The organism is Mesorhizobium sp. B2-6-4 (genome assembly GCF_006441495.1).
Classification (GTDB): domain Bacteria; phylum Pseudomonadota; class Alphaproteobacteria; order Rhizobiales; family Rhizobiaceae; genus Mesorhizobium.
Map to the genome: position 1 here is coordinate 142,400 of NZ_VFUE01000009.1, position 25,280 is coordinate 167,679.

At 63.5% G+C, this 25,280-nt stretch carries 21 protein-coding genes; 11 read left to right on the forward strand and 10 right to left on the reverse strand.

All coding sequences use genetic code 11. The features are described from left to right. Positions 1 to 26 precede the first annotated feature (26 nt). The 8 genes from FJ426_RS14465 (at position 27) to FJ426_RS14500 (ending at position 9,680) form a co-directional block, all read left to right on the forward strand. Positions 27 to 1,010 carry a substrate-binding domain-containing protein gene (locus tag FJ426_RS14465; RefSeq protein ID WP_140498327.1) on the forward strand — a complete coding sequence of 328 codons (984 nt, stop codon included), beginning with the start codon at positions 27 to 29 and terminating at the stop codon, positions 1,008 to 1,010. Positions 1,011 to 1,090: 80 nt separating this feature from the next. After that, positions 1,091 to 2,998, forward strand: coding sequence for a sugar ABC transporter ATP-binding protein (locus FJ426_RS14470; protein WP_140515078.1), 1,908 nt, complete (start codon positions 1,091 to 1,093; stop codon positions 2,996 to 2,998). Positions 2,999 to 3,021: 23 nt separating this feature from the next. Then, on the forward strand, positions 3,022 to 3,960 hold the full coding sequence (locus tag FJ426_RS14475) for an ABC transporter permease (protein ID WP_246675544.1): 939 nt from the start codon (positions 3,022 to 3,024) through the stop codon (positions 3,958 to 3,960). A gap of 15 nt (positions 3,961 to 3,975) precedes the next feature. Continuing rightward, positions 3,976 to 5,931 carry a hypothetical protein gene (locus FJ426_RS14480; RefSeq protein ID WP_140825238.1) on the forward strand — a complete coding sequence of 652 codons (1,956 nt, stop codon included), beginning with the start codon at positions 3,976 to 3,978 and terminating at the stop codon, positions 5,929 to 5,931. A gap of 41 nt (positions 5,932 to 5,972) precedes the next feature. Further along, a complete protein-coding gene (gene denD / locus FJ426_RS14485) occupies positions 5,973 to 6,959 on the forward strand; it encodes a D-erythronate dehydrogenase (RefSeq protein WP_140560426.1) in 987 nt (328 codons plus the stop codon). A 53-nt stretch (positions 6,960 to 7,012) separates the two neighbouring features. Next, complete coding sequence (gene otnK, locus FJ426_RS14490) at positions 7,013 to 8,278, forward strand: 3-oxo-tetronate kinase (protein ID WP_140560425.1); 1,266 nt, start codon at positions 7,013 to 7,015, stop codon at positions 8,276 to 8,278. Then, a complete protein-coding gene (gene otnC, locus FJ426_RS14495; protein ID WP_140560424.1) occupies positions 8,275 to 8,928 on the forward strand; it encodes a 3-oxo-tetronate 4-phosphate decarboxylase in 654 nt (217 codons plus the stop codon). Before otnK ends, otnC begins: the two co-directional genes overlap by 4 nt. Further along, entirely contained in the window at positions 8,928 to 9,680 is a 753-nt protein-coding gene (locus tag FJ426_RS14500) for a TIM barrel protein (protein ID WP_140560423.1), read from the forward strand. Before otnC ends, FJ426_RS14500 begins: the two co-directional genes overlap by 1 nt. Before the next feature lie 402 nt (positions 9,681 to 10,082). On the opposite strand, the gene guaA is transcribed toward FJ426_RS14500, so the two are convergent. The 4 genes from guaA to FJ426_RS14520 all read right to left on the reverse strand — a co-directional run bounded on the left by guaA (position 10,083) and on the right by FJ426_RS14520 (position 14,380). Next, positions 10,083 to 11,645: a glutamine-hydrolyzing GMP synthase gene (gene guaA / locus FJ426_RS14505; protein ID WP_140498335.1), complete on the reverse strand. Its 1,563-nt coding sequence runs from the start codon at positions 11,643 to 11,645 to the stop codon at positions 10,083 to 10,085. 54 nt (positions 11,646 to 11,699) lie between these two features. Further along, positions 11,700 to 12,368, reverse strand: coding sequence for a 5'-methylthioadenosine/S-adenosylhomocysteine nucleosidase (locus FJ426_RS14510; protein WP_140560422.1), 669 nt, complete (start codon positions 12,366 to 12,368; stop codon positions 11,700 to 11,702). Positions 12,369 to 12,502: 134 nt separating this feature from the next. Beyond that, positions 12,503 to 12,961 carry a PaaI family thioesterase gene (locus FJ426_RS14515; RefSeq protein WP_027146613.1) on the reverse strand — a complete coding sequence of 153 codons (459 nt, stop codon included), beginning with the start codon at positions 12,959 to 12,961 and terminating at the stop codon, positions 12,503 to 12,505. Between the two features lie 129 nt (positions 12,962 to 13,090). Beyond that, the gene (locus tag FJ426_RS14520; RefSeq protein ID WP_140560421.1) at positions 13,091 to 14,380 is read right to left on the reverse strand and encodes an RsmB/NOP family class I SAM-dependent RNA methyltransferase; all 1,290 of its coding nucleotides are present in this window, start codon (positions 14,378 to 14,380) and stop codon (positions 13,091 to 13,093) included. A gap of 316 nt (positions 14,381 to 14,696) precedes the next feature. Here FJ426_RS14520 and FJ426_RS14525 point away from each other — a divergent pair, with 316 nt between their 5' ends. Beyond that, entirely contained in the window at positions 14,697 to 15,374 is a 678-nt protein-coding gene (locus FJ426_RS14525) for an MIP family channel protein (RefSeq protein ID WP_140498338.1), read from the forward strand. 78 nt (positions 15,375 to 15,452) lie between these two features. On the opposite strand, the gene katG is transcribed toward FJ426_RS14525, so the two are convergent. Beyond that, a complete protein-coding gene (gene katG, locus FJ426_RS14530; protein ID WP_140672389.1) occupies positions 15,453 to 17,651 on the reverse strand; it encodes a catalase/peroxidase HPI in 2,199 nt (732 codons plus the stop codon). A 127-nt stretch (positions 17,652 to 17,778) separates the two neighbouring features. On the opposite strand from katG, the gene FJ426_RS14535 reads away from it, so the two are divergent. Then, positions 17,779 to 18,687, forward strand: a complete 909-nt coding sequence (locus FJ426_RS14535) for a hydrogen peroxide-inducible genes activator (RefSeq protein WP_140498340.1) — start codon at positions 17,779 to 17,781, stop codon at positions 18,685 to 18,687. Between the two features lie 228 nt (positions 18,688 to 18,915). Here FJ426_RS14535 and FJ426_RS14540 read toward each other — a convergent pair whose 3' ends face one another. From FJ426_RS14540 to FJ426_RS14560, 5 genes are all read right to left on the reverse strand, one after another. Then, positions 18,916 to 19,599, reverse strand: coding sequence for an SGNH/GDSL hydrolase family protein (locus FJ426_RS14540; RefSeq protein WP_140498341.1), 684 nt, complete (start codon positions 19,597 to 19,599; stop codon positions 18,916 to 18,918). A gap of 88 nt (positions 19,600 to 19,687) precedes the next feature. Further along, positions 19,688 to 20,641, reverse strand: coding sequence for an ABC transporter permease (locus FJ426_RS14545; RefSeq protein WP_140560419.1), 954 nt, complete (start codon positions 20,639 to 20,641; stop codon positions 19,688 to 19,690). Between the two features lie 3 nt (positions 20,642 to 20,644). Further along, on the reverse strand, positions 20,645 to 21,607 hold the full coding sequence (locus tag FJ426_RS14550) for an ABC transporter permease (protein WP_140515064.1): 963 nt from the start codon (positions 21,605 to 21,607) through the stop codon (positions 20,645 to 20,647). 9 nt (positions 21,608 to 21,616) lie between these two features. Beyond that, entirely contained in the window at positions 21,617 to 23,128 is a 1,512-nt protein-coding gene (locus FJ426_RS14555; RefSeq protein WP_140560418.1) for a sugar ABC transporter ATP-binding protein, read from the reverse strand. 69 nt (positions 23,129 to 23,197) lie between these two features. Beyond that, on the reverse strand, positions 23,198 to 24,277 hold the full coding sequence (locus FJ426_RS14560) for a substrate-binding domain-containing protein (protein WP_140560417.1): 1,080 nt from the start codon (positions 24,275 to 24,277) through the stop codon (positions 23,198 to 23,200). A 322-nt stretch (positions 24,278 to 24,599) separates the two neighbouring features. Between FJ426_RS14560 and FJ426_RS14565 the strand changes: the two genes are divergently transcribed. Continuing rightward, on the forward strand, positions 24,600 to 25,250 hold the full coding sequence (locus tag FJ426_RS14565; protein ID WP_140498346.1) for an SGNH/GDSL hydrolase family protein: 651 nt from the start codon (positions 24,600 to 24,602) through the stop codon (positions 25,248 to 25,250). Positions 25,251 to 25,280: the final 30 nt, after the last annotated feature.

The following is a 25,280-nucleotide window of genomic DNA, read 5'->3' on the forward strand; positions in this document are numbered from 1 at the left end:
CATGCAGCACAACAGGAGGAGTTCCCATGCTGACAAGACGCCTTTTTGCCACCGCAGCCCTCGCGGGCGTTGTCGCGCTGACCGGCATTGCCGGGACGGCGACCGCCGCTCTCGCCGAATCCAAGGAGTTGGTCTATCTGACTCCAGGCCTTGATCTTGCCTTCTGGCGATACCTCTCCAAGGGCATCGAGAATGTCGCAACCAAGGGAGGCTACACCTATCAGGCGCTGGATTCGGGCAACAATGCCCAGACCCAGCTTAAAAATGCCAAGGACGCGATCGCCCGCGGCGTCGCCGGGATCATCATCTCTCCGACAGACAGTTCAACCGCGCCGGCCGTGCTCGATCTCGCCAAGCAGGCAAACATTCCCGTGGTCATCGCCGACATCGGCACGGACAGCGGCGACTATGTGTCCTTCATCATCTCTGACAATTATCAGGGCGCGAACGGCGTCGGCAAAGCGCTGGCCGAGGCAATGAAGGCCGCCGGCAAGCAGGACGGCAGCGTGGGCATTGTCGGCATCAGCCAGGCCCGCCTCAACGGCCAGGCCCGCACCAAGGGCTTCAAGGACGCGATGACAGAGGCTGGCATCACCAAGGAAGCCGGGCTGCAGCAGATGCAGACCTACACCGCGGACGAAACCTTCAAGTTCACGCAGGATATGACGACCGCGAATCCGGACATGAAGGGCCTCTTCGTCCAGACCGACGGCCCGACGCTGGGCGCGTTGCAGGCAATCAAGGCGGCCCGCCTCACCGGCGACGTGCTGGTTGCCGGATTCGACGGCGTGCCGGAATTCGTGCCGTTGCTGCAGTCGGGCGAACTGGTCGTTTCGGGCATGCAGCAGCCATATCTGATGGGGCAGGAATCGGGACGCGCGATGGTCGACCATCTCGGCGGCAAGACTCCCGAAAAGAAAATCCTCGTGCCGATCAAGATCGTGACCAGCAAGAACATCGAGCAGGAGCTTCCAACCATCAAGGAAACGGTCTTCGCCAACGAGATGTAATCGGGGCCTGGCCGACATAGGCCGTCCGGGGGCACCCTCCCCCGGACGCTTTATTCGTACCACTTGGAGTGTGTCCTCGGATGGTAGACAGCAGCAAGATTCCCGAGCCGCTTCTCGTGGCTCGTGGCGTCACCCGCCTGTTTGGGAACGCCTACGCGCTCAGCAACGCGTCGATAGCGCTCTGCCGGTACGAGATCTGCGGATTGCTGGGCGCGAACGGCGCGGGAAAATCGACGCTGTCACGGATCGTTTGCGGACACCTGCCGCCTTCATCGGGCGAGATACTCTTCAAGGGTGCTCCCTTGACCGTCGGATCCGCGCGCGACGCGCTGCGTTCCGGCATTGCCCTCGTGGCACAGGAAACCAGTCTGGCGCCCGACATGAGCGTGCTGGAGAATATCTTCCTACCCAGCTACGCGATGCCGGGCCGTCTGTCTTTCAGCCAGTTGCGACACAGGGCGCAGACCATCCTGTCGGAACTTGGCCACGACCACGTACTGCCACTCGACATCGAGGTGCGCCGGCTCTCGGCAGCGCAACGCCAACTCGTCGAAATAGCCAAGGCGCTGGCCCTCAACGCCGATCTTGTCATCTTCGACGAGCCGACGGCCTCCCTCTCGCCGATCGAGGTTGACCGGCTGTTCGAGATTATGGGACGGCTGAAAAACAGCGGGAAGGCACTCGCCTTCGTGTCGCATCGGCTTGAGGAGGTCTTCGCAGTCACCGATCGCGTCACAATCCTGCGCGAGGGCAAGACCGTGGCCGAAAGCGTGCCTACGGCGGGGCTCACGCAGGCCGACGTCATCCGCCACATGGTGGGACGCGACATCGGAAATGTGTATCGAAAGGCCGTCTCGCGAGTGACCACTAACGAGCAGCCGGTGGCTCTGGAGGTAATTGGGCTCAAAGCCCCGCCTTTCGTGCGTGACGTCTCGTTCACGGTGCGCAGGGGTGAAATTCTCGGCCTCGGCGGGCTTGTCGGAGCTGGACGCTCGGAGAGCGCCGAAGCGATATTCGGACTGCGCCACCGCAGCCGCGGGCGCGTCCTTGTCGGCGGCAAGGAGATTGCCCCCAACAGCCCTATCGCGGCAATCCGCGCCGGTCTCGGAATGGTCGCCGAGGACCGGCGGGCCCAGAACATCGTGCCCGACATGACGGTCGGCGAAAATCTCTTCCTCGCCCAGATGGGCAAGCACAGGGGTTTCGGGCGAGGCCATTCGGCGCGCCGCAAGCAGGCCAGCGAGCTGATTTCGCGTCTCGACCTTCCGACCGACCGCATGGATGCAAACCTTCTGCACTTCTCCGGCGGCATGCAGCAGAAGATCATTATCGCGCGCTGGCTGCTGATCGAGCCCGAAGTGCTCATCCTCGACGAGCCTACGAAAGGCGTCGACATAGGGACACGCCAGGCAATCTACGAACTGCTGCGCGAGGTGGCCGAAAGGGGGATAGCCGTAGTCGTGATCTCCTCGGATTTCCAGGAATTACTGGGGATCTGCGAGCGGGTCGTCGTGGTGAGTGACGGCTATACCATCGCCGACCTGCCCGCCTCGCGACTGAGCGAAGAGAGCCTGACGCTGCTCGCCGCGCCCCGAAGCTCAGCCGAGCGCAACACGGCATTCCTGCGCGATCTTGTCGCCGGCCATGGCGGCACGGCATTCTGGGGGCTGATCGATGACGACCGGTTTGTCTGCCTCGCCCTCGCCGAGGGTACGCCGGGTGCAACGATGGGACTCGCGGCCGGGCATGTCTATCTTGCGCAGGAGACGGCAATCCCCCTCGCGCTTGGAAGGCGTCAACCCGGCATCGTGACCGAGAATGACGGCCGCTCTACCTTGCTTGCACCACTGTCCAATCGCCGAGGGCACGATCTGGGATGGATCGGGCTCAGCCTGCCGGCCGGCTCCAGGCTGCCGGACGCCGGGGCCCTGTCGGCCCGGATCGCCGGCCTGTTCGATACACCTCAAGACGAAAAGATCGACGCATGAACGCGCCCACACGATCCTTTGCGATGCCCAGATTCGCCAGCACGCTTGAGTTCCGGATGCTCTGCCTCGCCATGGTGCTTGCGGTGATCCTGTCGTTCATCTCGCCGCACTTCTTCACCGAGCGGAACATGTTCAACATACTCGACCAATCGGTGGTGCTTGGCATAGTTGCCGTCGGCATGACCCTGGTGATCCTGACTGGCGGCATCGACCTTTCCGTCGGGTCGGTCGCGGGCGTGACCGGCATCATCCTCGCCCTACTCCTGAAGGAATTCCCCATTCCGGTGGCGATCGCGCTCGCCATAGGTTGCGGCGCCCTGATTGGGCTTTTCTCCGGCGTTCTCATCGCAGTGTTCGGCCTGGCGCCCTTCGTGGTGACGCTCGGGGTCATGGCGATGGGGCGCAGTCTCGCCTATATCGTGTCGGGACAGCGCTCGATTTCGGGACTGCCCATAGGGCTGCAGAATATCGTCTACACGAACCTGCTGGGCATCCCCGCCAACGTCATCTTCCTCATCGCGCTCTACCTCGCCACCTGGGCGTGGCTGACATATTCCAAGGGCGGGCGAACCATCTACGCGGTCGGCTCGAACATCGAAGCCGCCCGGGCGGCCGGCCTCAACACCCTCTTCTACTCGATCTTTCCCTACGTGGCGTCCGGTGCCCTTTCGGCGACGGCGATGACCTTTTCGCTGGCGCAGATCATGTCGGCTGACCCGATCGGGGGGAACCAGCTTGAACTCGACGCCATCGCGGCCGTGGTCATCGGTGGCGCGAGCCTCTACGGCGGACGAGGCACGATATTCGGCACGCTGATGGGGGTTCTGATCATGGTGATGATCCGCAATGGCCTCAACCTGCTCGGCGTCTCGCCGTTCTGGCAGGGGACCGCCATCGGCGCCATCATCATCCTCGCCTTGCTGGCCGAGCGCCTCATCACCTGGAAATCGCGCCGCGTTTGAGACCGGGAGAATCCTATGGCACAGTCCGATCCTTCCCGAGCCGTCCGCCTCTACGGCACGGAAGAACTACCGGCAGAGGAGCGGCTACTGAGCGCCGGGCCCCTCAGCGTGCTTTTCGACGGCGCGAACCTGCGCGACTGCCGCATGCATGGCGAAGAGGTGATCCGCGCAATCTCGTTCGTGGTCCGCGACAAGGACTGGGCGACGCTCATTCCGAAGATCACCGACCTGGTCGTCGAAAAGGACGACGATCGCTTTCATGTGGCCTATCGCGCAAGCGTTGCCAGCAAAGGCGAGACCTTCGGCTATGACGTGGGCATCGCTGGTACCGCGGCAGGCGTTCTGACCTATTCGGCTCGCGGAACCACGCCGACCGGGCTTCTCACGAACCGGACCGGCTTTGTCGTCCTGCATCCCATAGAGGGCATAAGCGGCGCGGCCGCCACGATCACGCACACAAGCGGCGAGAGGGTCGAGACACGGTTTCCTGTGGAGATCGATCCGGTGCAGCCGATGATGGATCTGCGTGAAATCTCGCACCGTACTCCCGGCGGGCTGGAGGTCAGCTGCCTTATGGAGGGCGACGCGTTCGAGATGGAGGACCAGCGGAACTGGACCGACGCCTCCTACAAGACCTATGTTCGTCCCCTCGCTCTGCCCTGGCCGTACAGGATCGAGCCCGGCGAGGTCGTCGAACAGAAGATCACCCTGACCGTCAAGGGCTCTCCCAAGGGTCCGTCGCGTCAGGCGGGAGGCATCGCCGCCCTGACGCTCGGCGAGGCGGCGGACGCAATGCCCCCTCTCGGCATCGGGCTCCAGCCCGAGGATGCTTCGGCCGCATTGCGGCATCTCGACACGCTGCACCAGCTCGGCGTTGCCCATGTTATCTGCCATCACGATCCGCGGCGCGGCCATGATGCCGAAACGCTGGCGAGGCAGGTCGAGGTCGCCGTCGCAATGGGCGCTCAACCCTGGCTCGAAGCCGTGGTCGAGCACGTCGACGATGCTGGCGCCGCGGCGGAAATCGACTCCCTGGGCAAGATGGCCGCGAGGCTCGATCATCGCTTCACGACGGTTCTGGTGTCGCCCGCACCCGATCTCAAATGCACGCTGCCCGGCAGCATCTGGCCGCCAGCGCCGGATGCGGCGAAGCTCTATACGGCCGCGCGCGCGGCCTTCCCCGGATCTCGCATCGGCGGAGGCATGTTCAGCTTCTTCACCGAGCTCAACCGCAAACGTCCCCCGGCCGAGGCTATAGACCTCGTGACATTCACGACGGCGGCGATCTTCCACGCTGGTGACGACCGCTCCTTGATGGAGACGCTCGAATGCCTGCCGCATATTGCCAGGACCGTGCCGGCGATCGCCAAGGGCCGCCCATATTCCGTTGGGCCGTCCGCAATCGGGTTGCGCGACAATCCCTATGGTGAAGCGCCGGTCGCCAATCCCGCCAACATCCGGCAGGCGGTCAATTTCAATGATCCGCGCCAGCGGGGCGTCATGGGAGCGGCCTGGAACCTCGGCTACTTCGCCGCCTTCGCGGAAGGCGGCGCGGCGGCCATCGCGCTCGGCGCCGCGGTCGGCCCGTTCGGCGTCCTCTCCGTGCCGACGTCGTTTCCGCAGCCCTGGTTCGAAGGCAAGGGCGAGCTCTATCCTGTCTGGCACATCGTGCGAGGCCTGGCGAAGCTCAAAGGCTGCCCGCTCCGTCCGCTGCGATCGTCGGTCCCTGGCGCAGTGCGAGGGATCGCGGCGGTTACCGAAAAAGGCACCGAGCTGTGGTTATGCAACCCCTCGCCCAACGCGCTGGAGGTGCGCCTCCCCGAAGGCTTCGCGCGCGCTGCAATTCTTGACGCCTCATCTTTCGTCGCGGCATCGCGCCAACCGGATCTGCTCGATCGGCTGACGCATGACGGAACGCAAACCCTGTCGCTCGAAGCCTACGCAGTCGTGCGCGCGCTCAGGCAGGTCTGAAGCGGCATCACAAACCAGTCCCGGAAGAGAACGGAGCATCCATGCATATACTCATCATCGGCGCTGGTGGAATGATCGGCCGCAAACTCGCGGCCGAGCTTTCGCGGACAGCATCGCTTGGAGATCGAAAGATCGACCGGATGACGCTGGCGGACGTGACGAAGCCGCCGGTGCCAACCGGTGACATAGGTTTTGTCGAAGCCATTGCCGCCGATATTTCCGCTCCCGGCGCAGCGCAGGATCTGGCCGCGCGCCGCGCGGATGTGATCTTCCATCTCGCGGCCATCGTGTCCGGCGAAGCGGAACGCGATTTCGAGAAGGGCTATCGCATCAATATGGACGGCACGCGCGCTCTTTTCGAGGCGATCCGGCTGGAAGGAACCCGGCGGAAATATATCCCCAGGCTGGTGTTCACCTCCTCGGTTGCTGTCTATGGCGCGCCTCTGCCCGACCCTATTCCCGACGACTACATCCTTGCCCCGCTGACCAGCTACGGCACCCAGAAGGCGATATCCGAGCTGTTGCTGGCCGACTACTCGCGCCGCGGCTTCCTCGACGGCGTCGGGATACGCCTGCCGACGATCGTCATTCGGCCCGGCACTCCCAACGCGGCAGCCTCGGGCTTCTTCTCCGGCATCCTGCGCGAGCCACTCGCCGGGCAGCGCTCCGTGCTGCCGGTGAAGGAGACCGTCAAGCATTGGCTGGCGAGCCCGCGCTCGGCGGTAGCCTTCCTCATCCATGCCGCGATGCTCGATACATCCGCGCTGGGCGCCCGGCGCACGCTGAACATGCCGGGTGTCGCGGCCACGGTCTCCGACCAGATTGCCGCGCTCCGCCGCGTGGCAGGGGCCGAAGCCGAGGCGTTGATAGACCGCACGCCGGACGAGGCGATCGAGGCCATTATTGCCGGGTGGCCGAAATCCTTCACGCCCAGGCTGGCCACCAGTCTGGGCTTTGTGGCCGAAAGCACGGTCGACGAACTGATCGCGGTTTACCTGGCGGACGACGCCCCGAAGACCATCCCTTAACCGTTAGGGCATGGTCGCCAAAGTTCCGTGAAAGTTGAAACTGGGAAATTCCGATGCTTCTGGGCTGCATAGGCGATGATTTCACCGGGTCTTCCGACCTGGCCAACACGCTTGCCAAGGGGGGCATGCGCACGGTCCAGTACAACGGCGTTCCCAACACCGCCTCCGACCGCTCGGTCGACGCGGGCGTCGTTGCCCTGAAGACCAGAACGATATCCGCCTCGGAGGCGGTGAAGCAGTCGCTCGCGGCGTTGGAGTGGCTTCGACGCCAAGGCTGCCGCCAATATCTGTTCAAGTACTGCTCGACATTCGACTCGACGCCCGAAGGCAATATCGGTCCCGTGCTGGACGCTCTTGGCGACGCGTTGGGAGCGGCACGCGCGATCGTCTGTCCGGCGTTTCCCGCAACCGGCCGGTCGATCTACCAGGGGCATCTTTTCGTCAACGATCGGCTGTTGAGTGAATCCGGCATGGAGAAACATCCGCTTACGCCGATGACGGATCCCGATCTGCGGCGTTGGCTTGCGCGACAGACCGCGCGCGGGATCGGCCATGTCCCCTACGATGTCGTAGCGGGAGGCCCCCTCCCGATCAGGGATGCTCTGGAGGCGGCATCTGCCAGCGGCTCTCGCTACGTCGTGGTCGATGCCATTCTGGACAAGGATCTTGTCGCCATTGGCGAGGCTGCCGAAGCGGATATCCTGCTCAGCGGCGGTTCGGGAATCGCCCTTGGACTTCCGGCCAACTTTCGTCGGGCCGGGTTGATCGGCACGGCGGCCACGCATTGGATGGGAATACAGGGGCCGGCGGCCGCGCTTTGCGGTTCGTGCTCGACCATGAGCCGGCGCCAGATTGCCGAGCACCGGAAAAGCCATCCGACGCGCGTTGTGGAGGTGGATGCAGTCGTGGACGGCACGGCCAATCCTGTTGAATATGCCGAGTGGGCGATCGACCGCCAGCACCACGGCTTGCCACTGGTGTTCTCGTCGGCCGAGCCCGAAGCCGTCGCCGCCGCACAGAACCGCTACGGGAAGGAGCGCGTCGCGACGGCGGTTGAAGGTTTTTTCGGCGAACTGGCGCGTCAGCTTTCGGCGCGTGGCGTACGCCGGCTGGTTACGGCGGGCGGCGAGACATCGGGGGCCGTCGTATCAGCGCTCAACATTTCGTCATTCGAGATCGGACCCGAGATCGACCCCGGTGTTCCGGCGTTGAAGGCCCGTGACCCGGATATGGTGCTCGCCCTTAAATCGGGCAATTTCGGTTCGGCCGGGTTCTTCGAAAAGGCAGCCGACGTCCTTACGGGAGGCGTTCTACGATGAGCGATGAAACAAGACTCAGGGATCAGATGTGCAGCATCGCTGCGTCCATGTTCGCGCGCGGCCTCACTGCGGGAAGCTCGGGGAACATCTCCGCCCGCCTCGGCGACGGTCGGCTGCTCGTCACGCCGACAGGATCGTCCTTTGGCGCGCTCGACCCCGCCCGCCTGTCGCTCTTCGACGCCGAGGGACGGTTCCTGGACGGCGACAAGCCGACGAAGGAGATGCCGCTGCATCAGGCGTTCTACGAGACACGCGGCGCGCGCACCGGAGCGGTCGTCCATCTTCATTCGACCCATTCCGTCGCGGTTTCGCTTCTGCCCGACATCGATCCCGACAGCGTCTTCAAGCCGCTGACGGCCTATTCGATCATGCGGCTGGGAAAGGTGAAACTGCTGCCCTACATCCGGCCCGGCGATCCGGCGATGGGAGACGCCGTGCGCGGACTCGCCGGGAAACGGTCGGCCGTATTGCTGGCCCACCACGGACCCGTCGTCGCCGGCAAGGATCTCGAAGCCGCCGCCTACGCGATGGAGGAACTTGAGGAAACGGCCAAGCTCACGCTTCTCACCCAGGGCTTGCGGCCCAGGATCCTCGCGGTTCCGCAAATTCGCGAGTTGGTGGAACACTTTGACGTGGAGTGGGACGACTGATGCAACTTTCGGCCAATCTGGGATTTCTCTTTCGTGACCTATCGCTTCCGGATGCGATCCGCTCGGCCAAGCGGCGCGGTTTCGCGGCGGTCGAGATGCATTGGCCGTACGATACCGACGCATCGGTGGTCGCGGCGCTGCTCGCCGAAACCGGTCTTCCGCTGCTTGGCATCAACACGGCCCGGGGGGATGTTGGGGCGGGTGATTTCGGTCTCTCCGCGCTGCCGGGCCGTGAAACGGAAGCGCGCGCGGCGATCGACCAGGCGGTTCAATGGGCAGCCGTAACAGGCTGCCGCAACATCCATGTGATGGCAGGAAAGGCAATCGGCGACGAAGCCTTCGCGACGTTCACCGGCAATTTGCGGTACGCTTCGAAGGCGGCGGCACGGCACAACATCGGCATATTGATCGAGCCCCTGAACCCGCGCGATGCGCCGGGCTATTTCCTCTCCGACCTTTCCACCGCATTGCGTGTGATCGATGCGACAGACGGTGCGGTAAAGGTAATGTTCGACTGCTATCACATGCAGATCATTCAAGGCGATTTGCTTAACTCGGTAAGGCAATTTTCCGACAAAATCGGCCATATCCAATTCGCCGCCGTACCGGATCGTAGCGAGCCCGATCACGGCGAGGTGGACTATGGCTGGCTCCTGCGCGCAATCGCGGACGCCGGCTATGATGGCGCATTCGGCGCCGAATATCGCCCCACTACCGATTCCTTTGCTTGGATGAAGCGTTTCGACCACTAGAGGCCTGAGTGCGCGTGCTTGGCGCGGCACGCTTTCGGCCCCGGTGGAGCCGATATCCACGCCAGACAGGAGGCGTGAGAACACCCGGTCGATAGCGGATCTGCCGCGTTCGGGATGGCCTTAGGCTAGAAAGCCGACCTTGCGTTCGAGGGGCCAATGCAACTGCCAGGGTCATATGCTGCTATGCTGCGATCAGGGACAAATGTCCCCTTTCAGAAGTTTGCAGAGCAAGTCTGTTCGACTGATATACGGCGCAAAGACGTCGTTCGCGTCATCAGCCGGGGTTGGCGATCTTCTCTGCGCACCGATTGTGGCTGATTGCCCCAGATAGGATTTATATTTGTTATCAGACAGTTACGTCGCGGATTGGCGTATTTTCGGCGGCGTTTGAGTGGGCCTGAATCACTCCCACTCAATTGTTCCCGGCGGCTTCGACGTCACATCATAGACCACGCGGTTGATGCCGCGGACCTCGTTGATGATGCGGGTGGCGGCGGCGCCCAGGAAGGCCATGTCGTAGTGATAGAAATCTGCCGTCATGCCGTCGACCGAGGTGACGGCGCGCAGCGCGCAGACGAATTCGTAGGTGCGGCCGTCGCCCATGACGCCGACCGTCTGCACCGGCAAGAGCACGGCGAAGGCCTGCCAGATGGCGTCATAGAGGCCGGCCTTGCGGATCTCGTCGAGATAGATGGCGTCGGCTTCGCGCAGGATCTCCAGCTTCTCGCGCGTGATGCCGCCGGGGCAGCGTATGGCAAGACCCGGGCCCGGGAACGGGTGGCGGCCGATGAAACTCTCGGGCAGGCCGAGTTCCTTGCCGAGTGCGCGGACCTCGTCCTTGAACAGTTCGCGCAGCGGCTCGACCAGCTTCATGTTCATGCGCTCGGGCAGGCCGCCGACATTGTGGTGCGACTTGATCGTCACCGACGGGCCACCGGTGAAGGAGACGCTTTCGATGACGTCGGGATAGAGCGTGCCTTGCGCCAGGAAATCGGCGCCACCGAGTTTCTTGGCCTCTTCCTCGAACACCTCGATGAAGAGCCGGCCAATGGTCTTGCGTTTCTTCTCGGGATCCGCCTCGCCTTCGAGCGCACCGATGAAGCGATCCGACGCGTTCACCAGAATGAGCGGCAAATTGTAATGTTCGCGGAACATCGAAACGACGCCGGCGGCCTCGTCTTTGCGCATCAGGCCATGGTCGACGAGGATGCAAGTGAGCTGGTCACCGACGGCCTCGTGGATGAGCAGCGCGGCGACCGAGGAGTCGACCCCGCCCGAGAGCGCGCAGATGACCTTGCCCTTGCCGACCTGCTTGCGGATCGCCTCGACCGCGTGCTCGCGGTAGGCGCGCATCGTCCAGTCGCCCTCGATGCCGGCGATGTTGTGGACGAAATTCCTGAGCAGCCGGGCGCCGTCGGGCGTATGCACCACTTCCGGATGGAACATGATGCCATACATCTTGCGCTCGACATTGCCGAAGATGGCGAAGGGCGAGCCTTCCGACTTGCCGAACACCTCGAACCCCTTGGGCAAGGAGATGACGCGGTCGCCATGGCTCATCCACACCTGGTGACGCTGGCCGATTGCCCAGAGGCCCTCGAACAGCGGACTTTCCTTCTCGATCTCGACGAAGGCGCGGCCGAATTCGCGATGATTGGAGCTTTCGGCAACGCCGCCCATCTGCACGCACATGGCCATCTGGCCATAGCAGATGCCGAGCACCGGCACGCCGGCCTCGAAGACGATCTGCGGCGCCCGCGGACTGCCGATATCCGTGGTCGAGGCCGGACCGCCGGACAGGATCACGGCTTTTGGATTGATGCGCTTGAATGCCGCCTCGGCCGACTGGAACGGCACGATCTCGGAAAACACGCCGGCCTCGCGGATGCGGCGGGCAATGAGCTGGGTGAACTGGCTGCCGAAATCGACAATCAGGACGGTGTCGGGTTGATTGGCTGTTTTCATGGCGAGCGTTTAGAGAAAGAAACGAGTCGGCGCAATGGGTTGCGAGCCTGACTTTCAGACCGGTCCCGCCACGTCACCAGGAGAACCCGTCCGAAGCAAGCCCGCGCCGATAGCCTGTTCGAGGCGCATGACGGCATCCGCCAGCTTTTCGTCGATGACGTGCAGATATTCGGTCCAGTCGCCGACATGCCTGAAATCAGCCGCGCCGTCGGAAATGCCGCGCAGCCCAATCAGGGGCACCTCGAACAGTTGGCAGGCGCGCAGGCAGGCGAAGGTCTCCATGTCGACCATGTCTGCCGCGATGGCGTCAAAGGCCGCGCCGGTGATGATTGCGCCGCCCGTCGACAGCGTCGCCTCCTTTATGCCCGGGATGCGCAACGGCAGCGGCACCGTAACCGGCAGGTCGAGGAACGGCGTCGCGCCTTTCTCAAAGCCGAGCGGCGAGGCGTCGATGTCACGATAGCTGACCGAGATGGCCTGGTAGATCTCCGTCTGCTCCAAGGTCCGGCTACCGGCGGAGCCGAGCGACACGACGAGGTCCGGCAGCGCATCTTGCGACTTCAGCCAGGACAATTCGGCGCCAAGCCGGACGGCTGCCTCGACCGGGCCGACACCGGTCATCAGCGGCGTGAACAGCCGCTGTAGATGCGGCCCGTATTCGGCCTGCGCCGCCATGACGAAGAGGACATCCTTGCCGGACAGGCGCGACACTTTGTCGGTCATGATGATTTACTCCTCCCTGTCCTGCAGTCTTCACCGCCTGCTCGCCGGGACCCGCTGCCTGCGGCAGCTCCCGGCGTTCGTGGCCTTTCATCGTGCCACTGGCACGATGAATTCGCCTGCGGCGAACCGGCCACTCACCCAGCAATCCCGTCGCGGCCCACCATCGTCATCATGGTGCCGGTCATGGTGGCGATCAACTTGGCTTCGCCGTCGGCGGCGAAGGCATAGGCCTGGCCGTCGGCGACGATGATGGTGCGGCCGGGCTTGGTCACCGAGCCGCGGAACAGGAAGCGCTCACCCCTGCCCGGCGCCAGCAGATTGACCTTGAATTCGATGGTCAGCACCCCGGAATTCTCCGGCATCAGCGAGAAGGCCGCATAGCCGCAGGCCGAGTCCAGCGCGGTCGAGATGACGCCGGCATGCAGGAAACCGTGCTGCTGGGTGAGTGCGGCCGAATAGGGCATCTCGATTTCGATAATGCCGGGCGTCACCAGTGTCAATTCGGCGCCGATGGTCGCCATCGCCTGCTGGCGCGCGAAGGACGCCCTGACGCGGTCCTCATAGTCCGGAGCGGGTACGATCTTTGCTGCCATGGCCGTCGCTGCTTTCACCTTTGCCGGAAAAGCTTATTGCAGAGGCGTGAGCGGCAAGCAATCATCCAATGCTGCACTGCAGCAATTTGGTCTCGAGGGCGCGCAGGACGGCTCCGCTTTCCGCTCCATTCAGGAAGCCCTACGCAGCGCGCAGATGTAGAAACCGTCGGTGCCGCTCAGTCCCGGCGACAGGCAGATACCGCCCAGCGCGCCGAGCCGCATCGCCGTTTCATGGCCGGGAAAACGGCTGTCCCAGAGCCGGCGATGGTCGACCGGGGCAAAACCGCCATTGCGCTGGCAAAACGCTGCGACCTGGTCGCCATTCTCCTCGTCGAACACCGAACAGGTGACGTAGACTAGCAGGCCACCCGGCTTGACGAAGCTGCTTGCGGCATCGAGGATCGCCATCTGCTCGCCCTTGCGGGCGTCGAGCTGCCTTTGCGTCAGCCGCCATTTGGCATCCGGGCGCCGCCGCCAGGTGCCGCTGCCGGTGCAAGGCGCGTCGACCAGGACGAGGTCCATATGGCCAGTGAGCGGCGACAATTCCGCCGGCTTGGTGACGATCTGCACGTTGCGGTTTTCCGAGCGGCGGATGCGGTCGAAGATCGGCGCCAGGCGCGCCTTCTCGGCATCATGGGCGAAGACCTGACCCGTATTGCCCATCGCCGCCGACAGCGCCAGCGTCTTGCCGCCGGCGCCGGCGCAGAAATCGAGCACCTGCATTCCAGGCTCGGCGCCGGCAAGAGCGGCGGCGATTTGCGATCCCTCGTCCTGGACTTCGAACCAGCCCTTCTGGAAAGCCGGCTCGGCCTGCACGTTGGGATGCCGGCCGTCGCCGTCGATCGGCGGTATGCGGATGCCTTGGGGGGCGATTTGGGCTGCCTTGGCGCCGGTTTCGGCAAGTTCCGCCAGCACTTTGGCCCGATCGGCCTGCAAAGTGTTGACGCGGATGTCGAGCGGCGGGCGGGTGGCGAGCGCCGCGCCCTCCTCGACCCAGGCCTCGCCAAAGGCGCGTTGCAGAAGCGGCTCGCACCAATCCGGTATGTCGGCGCGCACCGCGGGCGGCGCGTCGGCAACCCGCCGCTCTCCGGTTGCCTGGAGTTCGGTAGCCGTCAGCAGCGGCGGCGCGAATTTGTCGCCGTCGAGCGCTTCGTTGAGCGAGCGCGCGGTCTGGCCCCATTCGAGCAGCAGGGCGCCGAAGCCGATGGCGCGCGGCGTGTCCTCGCCCAGCAGCCAGCCTGCCGAGCGCTTGCGGCGTAGCGCATCGTAGACGATGTTGCCGATCGCCGCACGATCGCCGCCGCCGGCGAAACGGTGCGACAGGCCCCAGTCCTTCAGCGCATCGGCCACCGGCCGGTGACGCCGGCCAATGTCTTCCAGCACTTCGATGGCCGCAGCCAGCCGTCCGCCTAGTCGCATTCTTCAGTCCACCAAATCGAGCGCATCATCTCGGTCTGCTCTTAGAGCCTTTCACGGTGAGATTGAACCCCGCCCCCTCTCGCGACGGCAAGCCGCCTGTTGGGATCGGCGAAAACCGCTCGAGCAGTAAATCTTCGGTGAGGTCAACAGCAGATCGTCAATAGATGCAAGCTCTCTAATGTTCTTAACTGGCGGCTGCAAGCACGGTAGGGATGCGACAGCTCAGCTTTCCAAGTTTTTCGGTTGGGAATACTCTTGCCGCCATGATTCGCGGCGCGGAAAGCGTGGACCGGCGGATCGTCACGAGGAGATGGCAATGAAGACTTATCTGGCGGAAGTTCTAGGCACATTTCTGTTGGTGTTCATCGGTACCGCGTCGGTGGTGACGGGTGGCTTCGGCGGCGCGCTGCCGCTCGGGCAGGAAGGCATCGGGCTGGCCTTCGGCATCGGCCTTATCGCGGCCGCTTACGCGATCGGCCCCATTTCGGGCGCGCATCTCAACCCGGCTGTGACACTCGGCGTGTTCCTTGCCGGCCGGTTGCCGGCCAAGGACGTCATCCCCTACTGGATCGCGCAGATCATCGGCGCCATCCTGGCATCGCTGGCGCTGTGGATCATCGTCTCCGGCCAGGCCGGGGGACACACTGGCGGCTTCGGCGCCAATGGCTGGGACGAGACGAAATGGGGCGTCTCTTCCGCGTTCCTGTGGGAGCTGATCGGCACCTTCACCTTCGTCACCGTGATCCTCGGCGTTACCGCGGAAAGGCATGCGACGGCCTTCGCCGGACTGGTCATTGGCCTGACGCTGGCGGGCATCCACTTCGCCATGATCCCGGTGACCGGCACATCGGTCAATCCGGCCCGTTCCATTGGCCCGGCGCTGTTCTCGGGCGGCGCCGCGATCAGCCAGCTCTGGCTGTTCATCGTCGCGCCGCTGATCGGCGGCGCCATTGCCGGCGTCGTCGCCAAGGCGCGCGTCTTCGAAAAGGACTGACTTCGGAAGCCTGGACAAGAAAAAGGCGCGGGGCCAAGCCCCGCGCCTTTTTCTTGGGTCGAGAAGTCCTTGCTCGGATCAGGCAGCGATGTCGAACCGGTCGGCGTTCATCACCTTGGTCCACGCCGCGACGAAATCCCTGGCGAATTTCTGCCCGGCATCCGCGGACCCGTACACCTCAGACAGCGCACGCAGCTGCGCATGCGAGCCGAAGATAAGGTCGGCGCGGGTACCGGTCCACCTGACCGCCTTGGTCTTGCGGTCGCGCGCTTCGTAGATCTCATCCGAACCGGCGGCCGGATCCCAGACCGTGTTCATGCTGAGCAGGTTGACGAAGAAGTCGTTCGTCAGCGTGCCCGGCCTGTCGGTGAACACGCCGTGCCTGGACTTGCCGGTATTGGCGCCGAGCACCCGCAGGCCGCCGACCAGCACCGTCATCTCCGGCGCGGTCAGCGTCAGCAACTGTGCCCGGTCGACCAGCATCGCCTCGATCGACATCGGCTGCGGCCCCCGGACATAGTTGCGGAAGCCGTCGACTTTCGGCTCAAGCGCGGCAAAGGAGGCGACGTCGGTCTGTTCCTGCGAGGCATCCATGCGGCCCGGCGTGAACGGCACCTTCACCTCGTTGCCGCCATCCTTTGCCGCCTTCTCGACCGCGGCGACGCCGCCGAGCACGATCAGATCGGCCAGCGAGATCTTTTTCCCGCCGGTCTGTGCCGCGTTGAACGCCTTCTGGATGGATTCGAGCGTGGCAAGCACCTTGGCCAATTCAGCAGGCTGGTTGACGTCCCAGTCCTTCTGCGGCGCCAGCCGAATACGGGCGCCATTGGCGCCGCCGCGCTTGTCGGAACCCCTGAACGTCGAGGCCGAAGCCCAGGCGGTCGAGACCAGTTCGGAAACTGACAGGCCCGAGGCCAGGATCTTGGCCTTCAGCGATGCGATATCCTGTTCGCTGACCAGTTCATGGTCGACGGCCGGGATCGGATCCTGCCAGATCAGCTCCTCCTTCGGCACGAGCGGGCCAAGGTAGCGAACGACCGGGCCCATATCGCGATGGGTGAGCTTGAACCAGGCGCGGGCGAAGGCATCGGCGAACTGATCCGGATTCTGGTGGAACCGCCGCGAGATCTTCTCGTAAGCCGGGTCGACCCGCAGCGCGAGATCGGTGGTCAGCATGGCCGGCGCGCGGCGCTTGGAGGGATCATGCGCGTCCGGCACCGTGCCGGCACCTGCGCCGCCCTTAGGCGTCCACTGATGGGCGCCGGCCGGGCTTTTCGTCAATTCCCATTCGTAATTGAACAGGTTGTCGAAGAAGTTGTTGCTCCATTTGGTCGGCGTCGTGGTCCAGGTGACCTCGAGCCCCGAAGTGATGGCATCGCCGGCAATGCCCGACGCGTGCTTGCTCGACCAGCCGAGGCCCTGCGCCTCGATGCCGGCGCCTTCCGGCTCGGCGCCAACCAGCGAGGCATCGCCGGCGCCGTGGGTTTTGCCGAAGGTGTGGCCGCCGGCGATCAGCGCCACTGTCTCCTCGTCATTCATCGCCATGCGGCCGAAGGTTTCCCTGATGTCGCGTGCCGAGGCAAGCGGATCAGGCTTGCCGTTCGGGCCTTCCGGATTGACGTAGATCAGGCCCATCTGCACGGCCCCGAGATGGCCGCGAAGCTCGCGGTCGCCGGAGTAGCGCTCGTCGTCGAGCCATTTGGTTTCCGATCCCCAATCGACGTCCTGCTCGGGTTCCCAGACGTCGGCGCGGCCGCCGGCGAAGCCGAAGGTCTTGAAGCCCATCGATTCCAGGGCGACATTGCCGGTGAGGATCAGCAGGTCGGCCCAGGAAATCTTGCGGCCATATTTCTGCTTGACCGGCCACAGCAGGCGGCGCGCCTTGTCGAGATTGGCGTTGTCAGGCCAGCTGTTGAGCGGTGCGAAACGCTGCTGGCCGGCGCCGGCGCCGCCGCGGCCGTCACCGATGCGGTAGGTGCCGGCGCTGTGCCAGGCCATGCGGATGAACAGCGGCCCGTAATGGCCGAAGTCGGCCGGCCACCAATCCTGCGAATCCGTCATGACATGGTGCAGGTCCTTGATCACCGCGTCGAGATCGAGGCTCGCGAATTCCTTGGCATAGTCGAAGTCCTCGCCCATCGGGTCGGAGAGGTTCGACTGCTGGTGGAGAACGCTGAGGTCCAGTTGGTTGGGCCACCAGTCACGGTTGGTCCTGGCACCGGGTCCATGCGCGACAGGGCAGTTGCCCGCGCTGTTGTCGTCGGTTTTCGCGTCCATCTTGCACTCCAATTTTTTGCCGAGGGTTCCGGGCAGCCAGCGCCGCCATCCTGGAATGATTCCAGACTAGGCCAGCCTGCCGATAAAAACAAATTGCCTTTCCTGTTCCTTTCAATAGGATTTTCTTATGATAGGCCTAACCGTCCGCCAGATGCATTATTTCGACGCACTTGCGCAGACGCTGCATTTCGGGCGTGCGGCGAAACTTGCAGGCGTGAGCCAGCCGGCGCTGTCCTCGCAGATCGCGGAAATGGAGCAGCGGCTGAACTGCCGGCTGTTCGAACGCGGCGGCAAATCGGTGCGCATGACCGACGAGGCGGCAGCCCTTTTGCCGCGCATCGAACGCATCCTTTCCGACATACGCGAGGTCGAGACCATCGCCCGGCGTGGCCGCCCTGCCATGGGAGGGCGCTTCCGGCTGGGCATCATCCCGACCGTCGCGCCCTATCTTTTGCCGCGTGCGCTGCCCGAGCTGAAAATGCATTTCCCGGACTTGCTGCTCGAACTGCGCGAGGCGGTGACCGCCTCGCTCGTCGAGGACATCGCGTCGCAAAAGCTCGATGCCTTCATCGCCGCGCTTCCGCTCGACCATCCCGGCCTGGTGACCGAGGCTTTGTTCCCCGACCGGTTTTTCCTGGCCGTGCCGTCAGGCGATCCGGCTTTCGCCTCGCCGCCGGTGCCGCCTGAAAGCCCGGCGCTGGAAAGACTGATGCTGCTGGAGGAGGGCCATTGCCTGCGCGAACAGGCACTGGCTGTCTGCGGCAATGTGCGGCCGGTGGCGATGGCAAGCTACGGCGCCACCAGCCTGACCACGCTCTTGCAGATGGTGGCGCACGGGCTCGGCGTGACGCTGATCCCGGAAATGGCCACGGGACCTGCCGGCACTATCCCCGATCTCAAGATCGTGCCGTTCCAGGAACCCATGCCGCAGCGCACGATCTGCTTTGCCTGGCGGCGCAACAGCACCTTGCACAATGAGTGCAGGGAGCTGGCGAAGATCATACGAGGATTGGCGGCGGCGGTGCAGGCGGTGTGAAGGACGAGGAGCCCAAGCTTACTATCGGCCCAGGCAAACCTCGAATGTGCGCCTGTTGAACGGCTTGAGTGGATAGCTCGTCTTCATAAAAGCAAGTGGGTCAAGTGCCACGGAACGTGTTGGGCAGAATTACGGAACCGGGCTCATCGTTGGGTCCATAATGGCATACAGGAAGAATGCGACACGCCTGCGAACCGGCCGTTGCGCAAGCCGGCGGGCGTCGCGACTTCAGGCGGCGGTGCTGGCGCGGCTTGGCTCAAGAATAGACTTGACCTTGTCGGCGACCGCGCGGCCGAGATCGGCGTTGTTGCCAGCGGTGAAATGGATGCCGTCGATACCGTCCGTGGTGACGAAATCGCCGGCATTCAGAAAGTCGATCTTCATGAAATCCGCCATCGCCTTGTACTGCCTGGCCAGCTCCCTGGATTTTTCGTGGCCGCCGCCGAACATGCCCTCGAACCAGGGATCGGGCATCGGGGTCAGCGGCGGCGGCGCGATGACCAGCGCCTTCGGAGCCGGATAAGGCGTGCCGATACCGCCGGCGCTCGTCAGGATCTGCCCGACCAGTTTCGCCATTCCGTTGGCGATCTCGTAGGGTGTCCGGCGAAAATAGGATTTCGTGTCATTGGTGCCCAGCATGACGATGACCAGATCCAGCGGCAGATGGCTGGCGATGGCAGAGGGCAGGTAATTGGCGCCGTTGAGGCGCGGGTCGTTGGGATCGTCGAGACAGGTCGTGCGCGCACTCAAACCTTCTTCGATGATGTGGTAGCCCGCTCCCAGCGCCGCCGCCATAACACCCGTCCAGCGCTGGTCATAGGGGTAGCGGTAGGTCGGCGACCCTTCCTTGACCGGAACCCAGCCCCAGGTCAGCGAGTCGCCGTAGCACATGATATTTTTTGGCGGTGACATCCATGTTTCTCCATCTGTTTGCAGTTGTCTGAACGTGCAGATCTATCGATCCAGCTCTAACGCCGGTGCCGGCTTGCCTTGTTTCGATTCAGGAGGTTCGCACGCGCACTCCGTAGAAGATCGCCGCACCGAGGATGATGACGCCCTGGGCGATGAGCTTGCCGGGTTCGTCGATGCCGAGCACCGTCATCACGACGAACAAAAGCGCGAAGCACAGCGAGCCGAAGAAAGGTCCCCAGACGCCGCCGTCGCCGCGACCGAAGGCGACGCCGCCAAGGATCGTCGCCGCGACTGCCAGGATCGGCAGGTCGAGACCGACGCGCACGCTGCCGACGGCGATTGAACCTGTCTGTACCAGGGCCGCGATCGCCGCGATCAGGCCGGCGAGCGTATGCGCCAGGATGACCGTGCGCTGGACCGGCACGCCGGAAAAATGGGCGGCTTCGGCATTCTCGCCGACAGAGGCCACGTAACGACCAAACACTGTCTGCGACAGAAGCAGCCACACCGCGGCGGTCAGCATGATCCAGAACAGCACCGGCGTCGGAACCGACAGGAACTTCGTGTTGTAGAGGTCGTTGAACAGTCTCGGCACATCGCCGGGTGGATTGCCGCTCGACAGGAACTGCACCAGTCCGACCAGGATGATGCTGACGGCCAGCGTGACTATGACGGCCGACACCCGCCGGATGCCGATCATGAAGCCGTTGAACAGGCCAATGACGAGGCCCGTGGCGAGCGCCAGTACGACGAAGAAGGGCAGCGACGCGCCCGGGAAGCTGCCCGACGAGATGAAATAGTTGATCAGCAGGATGATGCCGCCGCCGGAGAGGTCGATCGACTTCACGCGCATGACGACGAGTTGCCCCAGCACGAGGATGCCGAGCGGAACGATCTGCCTGACGAAGATGCCCATGATGTTGAGGTTGAGCATGTTCGGCCGTGCGATCCACAGCGTGGCCAGAAGCACGAGGAAGACAAAGTAGGATGGCGGTATGCGAAGCAGACGCCGGGCGATCGGGTTTGCGAGAACGGCAGTCATCGCTCAGAGCCCCATCTTCTTGCGGGATTGCAGCCCGACCACGGCCAAGAGAATGCCGCCCTTGATCGCCGTCTGGACAAAGGGCGAGACGTTGGCGAGGTTCATGCCATTGGCCAGCAGTGCCATCACAAGCGCGCCGATCACCGTGCCGTGCAGGCTGCCGATTCCGCCTGAAAGCTGGGTGCCTCCAAGTGCCACGGCGGTGACAGTGTCGAGTTCGAAAAGCAACCCGACATTTGGATCACCCGACACGATGCGCCCGGCCAGGAAGACACCGGCAACGGCCGCGAAACAGGAGCAGACCACATAGGCGAGGATGATGTTGCGGCGATCGGAGACGCCGAAATTGCGGGCAGCGCTTTCGGCCCCCGACGCGATGCCGCCGCCGATCGCAAACAGATGCAGGCCGTACCGCGATCCGTAGAGCAGCTTCCAGGCCAACAGCATCACGACGATTCCCCAAAAGACCGGATAAGGAATACCGAGGAAACTGCCTGAAACGGCAGCAATGACGATCTCCGGAACGGTGCCGCCGGAGACGGGACGCAAGATGCGCGTGATGCCAAGGACAATGTATTGCGTCGATAGCGTGGCGATGATTGGATGGACGTTGAAACGGGTGATCGCCAGGCCGTTGATCAGCCCGATGAATGCGGCCAGCACGAAGACCGCCGGGATCAGCACGATCGCCGGCTGGTCGAGCGCCAGCACCGCCGTCGTGAAACTGATGACCGAGCCGACCGATAGATCGAGCCCGCCGACGAGCACGACGACGAGTTGTCCGGCCGCCGCGATGACCAGCGGCATCGCCTGCGCAACCAGGTTGAAAAGGTTTTCGGCCGTTGCGAACTGCGTCGTCTGAACCGACAGCCACAGCGAAATGAGCAAGGCAACCAACAATGGCAGACCCCATTGGCCCTGCCGTGTGTTCCGGCCACTCACGATGTTGGACAGGCTACGATACATGGAAGGCCCCTAGTGCCGGCGCGCCGAGCCGCCCGTCAGGGCCGCGTCGAGGATCTTGTGCTCCGTCGCCTGTGCTGCCGGCATTTCGGCCACGACTGTGTCGTGGTGGACGACATAGATGCGGTCGCACAGCCCGATCAGCTCGATCGTCTCGCGCGACAGCACCAGCACCGCGCCACCCTTGCGGGTGAAGTCGCGCAGCAGATGGTAGATCTCGGACTTGGCGCCGATGTCGACGCCACGGGTCGGCTCTTCCACCAGGAGAAGATCGAGATCCGCGGCGAGGTAGCGGCCGAGCAGCACTTTTTGCTGATTGCCGCCCGACAGCGAACCGACCGGAGCGGACGGCCCTGTCGCCTTTATGTTCATGACATCCATCATGCGGGCGATGACGCTTCGATAGGGCCGCGCCGGCGCAAGTTCGCGTCGCCTCGAATGCAATCCGATGGCGATGTTGTGGGCGATCGGCAAAGCGAGAAAGAGCCCCTCCTCCTTGCGGTCCTCGGGGACGAAACCGACCTTCAGCTGCTGCAAATGGCGAACGCCTGATGATGTCGAGAGCGGCATGTCGAGCGTTTTGCCGTTGATGGAAATCGTCCCGGCAAAAGGATGGTAGCGGCCGATGAGGGAGCGCAAGAAGCGCTGCTGGCCCTGTCCCTCAAGCCCGGCGAGGGCGACGATCTCGCCCTTGTGCAACGTCAGCGACAGAGGCTGCGATGTCTCGGTGATCCTGAGATTCTCGACGCGCAGGATTTCGCCGCCCCTGTCGCCCGTGCGATCTGGGAACAGGTCCTGGAGTTCGCGCCCGACCATCATGGCGATGAGTTCGTCTGTCGTGATCTCGGACACCGTCCTGGTGCCGACCAGTGCGCCGTCCTTCAGCACCGTCACAGTGTCGCACAGCTCGAAGATTTCCTCCATGCGATGCGAAATGTAGACGATTGCCTTTCCCCTATCGCGCAGGCGGCGGATATTGCGGTTGAGCACATCGACATCGGCCGCGTTGAGCGCCGCTGTCGGCTCGTCGAGAATAAGCACGCCGGCGTCGGCCTGGATGCAATGCGCGATCTCGACGAATTGCCGCTCGGCAATGGTCAGGTTGGCAACGAGTTGCGAGGAGTCTAGCGTGAGACCGAGTTCGCCGAGTGCCTTGGCGGTTCGGCTGTTCATCGCGGAATAGTCGATCGAGCCGAACCGGTTCGTCGGCTCCCGGCCGAGAAACATGTTCTCGGCGATCGACAGATTAGGCAGCAGCGAGTGTTCCTGGAAAACGGTCGAGATGCCGGCATCGAGCGCGGCGCGCGGTGACTTCAGATCGAGCTTTTCCCCATTCATGAAGATCCCGCCGGAATCGGGCTGATACACGCCCGCCAGGATCTTCATCAAGGTCGATTTTCCGGCGCCGTTCTCGCCCATCAGGGCGTGAACGCTGCCGGCCTTCAGATCGAGGGAAACGGAGTGGAGCGCCTTGCTTCCCCCGAATGCCTTCGAAATGTGCGACATCTCGATAAGATTGGCCACTAAACCCTCGCTTCACCACTGGAAGGGCCCCGCGGGGACGCTTGTCCACTCCCCGCCGGCCACGGCGTGTCACTTCTTGCCGTAATATTCCTTGAGCTTGTCTTCGGGGAGTTCGCTCGGCCACCAGACATTGGCCGTCAGGTCGTCGCGATAGTATTTCGCGGCCTTGTCCTTGTCCCAGCCATCAGGGTTGTAGACATAGCGCTTGTAGAGTTGCTTGCCCTCGAGCAGGGCTACAGCGGCGCGCACGCCGGCAGCACCCTGGGCCGGGCTGTATTCCGGAGAGATCGACTTGAATCCATCCGTGATCCACTGGCCGAAATAGCCATTGTTGCCCTCGCCCGAAATCGGCGGGATCGGCGTGCCGAACTGCTTGAAGACATCGACGCAGGCGCGCGTCATGTCGGCGCCGGACGACCAGATGCCGTCGACCTGCGGATTGTTCAGATAGAGCGTCTCGCACAGCTTCTTGGCCTTGTCATACTGCCAGTCGCCATGCTCCTCGGCGATGATCTGCACATGTGTGCCCTTGAGCGATTCCAGTAGCCCATTGTAGCGGTTGGTGTCTTCCGGGTGGCCGGCAAGGCCGCGCAGGACCCAGATCTTGCCGTTGTCGCCAACGGTCTTCACCAGCCAGTCGCCCATTACCTTGCCGAAGTGCTCGGCTCCCCCTTGGATTTCGGTGGTGTAGGCATCGGAATCGATGCGGCCGGTGTGAAGGATGACGGGGATGCCGGCGGCGACCGCCTTGGCAATGCTGGCGTTGGCCGACGTGCTGGTCACCGGCTGAACGATGATCGCGTCGACATGCTGGGCGATCAGATCCTCGATATCGGCTACCTGCTTCTTCTGATCGAAGCCGGCATCGAGGAGGATGAACTTCGAGATGCGCTTGTCCTTTGCCGCGGCATTTTCCGCCTCATGCGCGACCTGCACGGTCCAGGTGTTGGCGTTGACGCCGAAGTCGCTCATTCCGATGACCCAAGGGGGATCCTTCTTGAATGCGCCGGCCTCGGTCATGCGCGTGTCGTCGGGGCGCGGCGCGACGCCGTCCATCAGCTTGACATCTTCCGCGTGCGCCAGGGACGTTACGGCAAGCGCTGATACAACGAGCATCCCCAGCCCGACGGTTTTCAGCAATCCTAACATTGAACTCCTCCTTGTGGTTGCTCCGGCCGTACGGACGCGCACGGGCCGCGAGACGCTCTCCCGATGCATGCTTGTCGTCGCGAACCGACCTATGCACGCAATTCTCCCGCCCCCGAACACATGTGTGTCGAGGCCCAATTTCGGCTGGACAATGATGACGGTCGAGAACTCCTCCGGGCACTTTAGAAGCATAGTGGGTTTGACCTGTCAATAGTTAGTCATGTTGAATGACTATTCCGTTGCTTGCCTTTCGCCACTCCGCTATTCATCATGAAGAGCGCTCGTCCTGCACCGGCGCGCGGTCAGTCCCGGCGGGAAAATCATGCGATCAGTCTTGTGCTACGGCGACTCCAACACGCACGGCCAGATCCCCGGCAAGGGGCCGCTCGAGCGCTATGGCCCGGCTGAGCGCTGGCCGGGGATACTGCGCGCTCAGCTAGGCCCCGACTGGTATGTCATCGAGGAAGGATTGAGCGGTCGAACCACCGTCCACGACGATCCGATCGAGGGGGCACACAAGAACGGTAGAACCTATCTCCGCCCCTGTCTGCAGAGCCATGCGACGCTCGACCTCGTCATCATCATGCTCGGCACCAATGACCTCAAGATCCGCTTCAACAAACCGCCGTCGGAAGTGGCTATGGGCATCGGCTGCCTTGTCTACGACATCAAGGAACTGGCGCCCGGTCCGGGCGGCACCACACCCGAAATCATGATCGTCGCACCGCCGCCGATGCAGGACGACGTCAAGGAGTGGAAGTCCATCTTCGCCGGCGCACCGGAGAAATCGCGGCTGCTGGCGCTCGAGTTCGAGGTGCTGGCGGATTCGCTCGAACTGCACTTTTTCGATGCTGGCTCGGTGGTGTCCTGCAGCGAAGCGGACGGATTTCACATCGATGCCGAAGCGCACAGACTGCTTGGCATCGCACTCGCCCGCGCGGTCGATGCGATCGGCTGGAGCCGCTCGACATGAGCAACCATACCGCCGCCCGGCAATGCGCTC

Coding starts and splice junctions, on each gene's coding strand:
- FJ426_RS14465 (WP_140498327.1), top strand. CDS start 27: ATGCTGACAAGACGCCTTTTTGCCACCGCAGCCCTCGCGGGCGTTGTC.
- FJ426_RS14470 (WP_140515078.1), top strand. CDS start 1,091: ATGGTAGACAGCAGCAAGATTCCCGAGCCGCTTCTCGTGGCTCGTGGC.
- FJ426_RS14475 (WP_246675544.1), top strand. CDS start 3,022: ATGCCCAGATTCGCCAGCACGCTTGAGTTCCGGATGCTCTGCCTCGCC.
- FJ426_RS14480 (WP_140825238.1), top strand. CDS start 3,976: ATGGCACAGTCCGATCCTTCCCGAGCCGTCCGCCTCTACGGCACGGAA.
- denD (WP_140560426.1), top strand. CDS start 5,973: ATGCATATACTCATCATCGGCGCTGGTGGAATGATCGGCCGCAAACTC.
- otnK (WP_140560425.1), top strand. CDS start 7,013: ATGCTTCTGGGCTGCATAGGCGATGATTTCACCGGGTCTTCCGACCTG.
- otnC (WP_140560424.1), top strand. CDS start 8,275: ATGAGCGATGAAACAAGACTCAGGGATCAGATGTGCAGCATCGCTGCG.
- FJ426_RS14500 (WP_140560423.1), top strand. CDS start 8,928: ATGCAACTTTCGGCCAATCTGGGATTTCTCTTTCGTGACCTATCGCTT.
- guaA (WP_140498335.1), bottom strand. CDS start 11,645: ATGAAAACAGCCAATCAACCCGACACCGTCCTGATTGTCGATTTCGGC.
- FJ426_RS14510 (WP_140560422.1), bottom strand. CDS start 12,368: ATGACCGACAAAGTGTCGCGCCTGTCCGGCAAGGATGTCCTCTTCGTC.
- FJ426_RS14515 (WP_027146613.1), bottom strand. CDS start 12,961: ATGGCAGCAAAGATCGTACCCGCTCCGGACTATGAGGACCGCGTCAGG.
- FJ426_RS14520 (WP_140560421.1), bottom strand. CDS start 14,380: ATGCGACTAGGCGGACGGCTGGCTGCGGCCATCGAAGTGCTGGAAGAC.
- FJ426_RS14525 (WP_140498338.1), top strand. CDS start 14,697: ATGAAGACTTATCTGGCGGAAGTTCTAGGCACATTTCTGTTGGTGTTC.
- katG (WP_140672389.1), bottom strand. CDS start 17,651: ATGGACGCGAAAACCGACGACAACAGCGCGGGCAACTGCCCTGTCGCG.
- FJ426_RS14535 (WP_140498340.1), top strand. CDS start 17,779: ATGATAGGCCTAACCGTCCGCCAGATGCATTATTTCGACGCACTTGCG.
- FJ426_RS14540 (WP_140498341.1), bottom strand. CDS start 19,599: ATGTCACCGCCAAAAAATATCATGTGCTACGGCGACTCGCTGACCTGG.
- FJ426_RS14545 (WP_140560419.1), bottom strand. CDS start 20,641: ATGACTGCCGTTCTCGCAAACCCGATCGCCCGGCGTCTGCTTCGCATA.
- FJ426_RS14550 (WP_140515064.1), bottom strand. CDS start 21,607: ATGTATCGTAGCCTGTCCAACATCGTGAGTGGCCGGAACACACGGCAG.
- FJ426_RS14560 (WP_140560417.1), bottom strand. CDS start 24,277: ATGTTAGGATTGCTGAAAACCGTCGGGCTGGGGATGCTCGTTGTATCA.
- FJ426_RS14565 (WP_140498346.1), top strand. CDS start 24,600: ATGCGATCAGTCTTGTGCTACGGCGACTCCAACACGCACGGCCAGATC.